At 71.0% G+C, this 286-nt stretch carries 1 protein-coding gene; it reads left to right on the top strand.

The window, feature by feature from the left end; all coding sequences use genetic code 11:
- Window positions 1-286 (top strand): proton-conducting transporter transmembrane domain-containing protein (locus ACSNOK_RS33865; RefSeq protein WP_436784584.1); only part of this gene is annotated, 286 nt, incomplete at both ends.

Genomic DNA, 286 nt, shown 5'->3' with positions numbered 1-286 from the left:
CTCCTGCTGGAGGCCGGCACCCTGGCGACCTTCGCCGTGCTGGACCTGATGCTGTTCTTCCTGGCCTTCGAGACGGTCCTGATCCCGATGTACTTCCTCATCGCCCGCTGGGGCGGCGCGGGACGGGAGCGGGCCGCGTGGAGGTTCGTCCTCTACACCCTGCTCGGCTCCGTGGTGATGCTGCTGGGCCTGCTGCTGGTCGGACTGGGCGCCGAGGGCGGCCCGACGTTCGACATGACGGCGCTCGCCGAGGACGGCGGCCGGGGACTGACCCACACCACCCAGC

Source organism: Streptomyces sp. URMC 126 (assembly GCF_051386555.1).
In the GTDB taxonomy this organism is placed as follows: domain Bacteria; phylum Actinomycetota; class Actinomycetes; order Streptomycetales; family Streptomycetaceae; genus Streptomyces.
The sequence above is the reverse complement of the archived record's forward strand: the minus strand, read 5'-3'. Positions and strand labels throughout refer to the sequence as shown.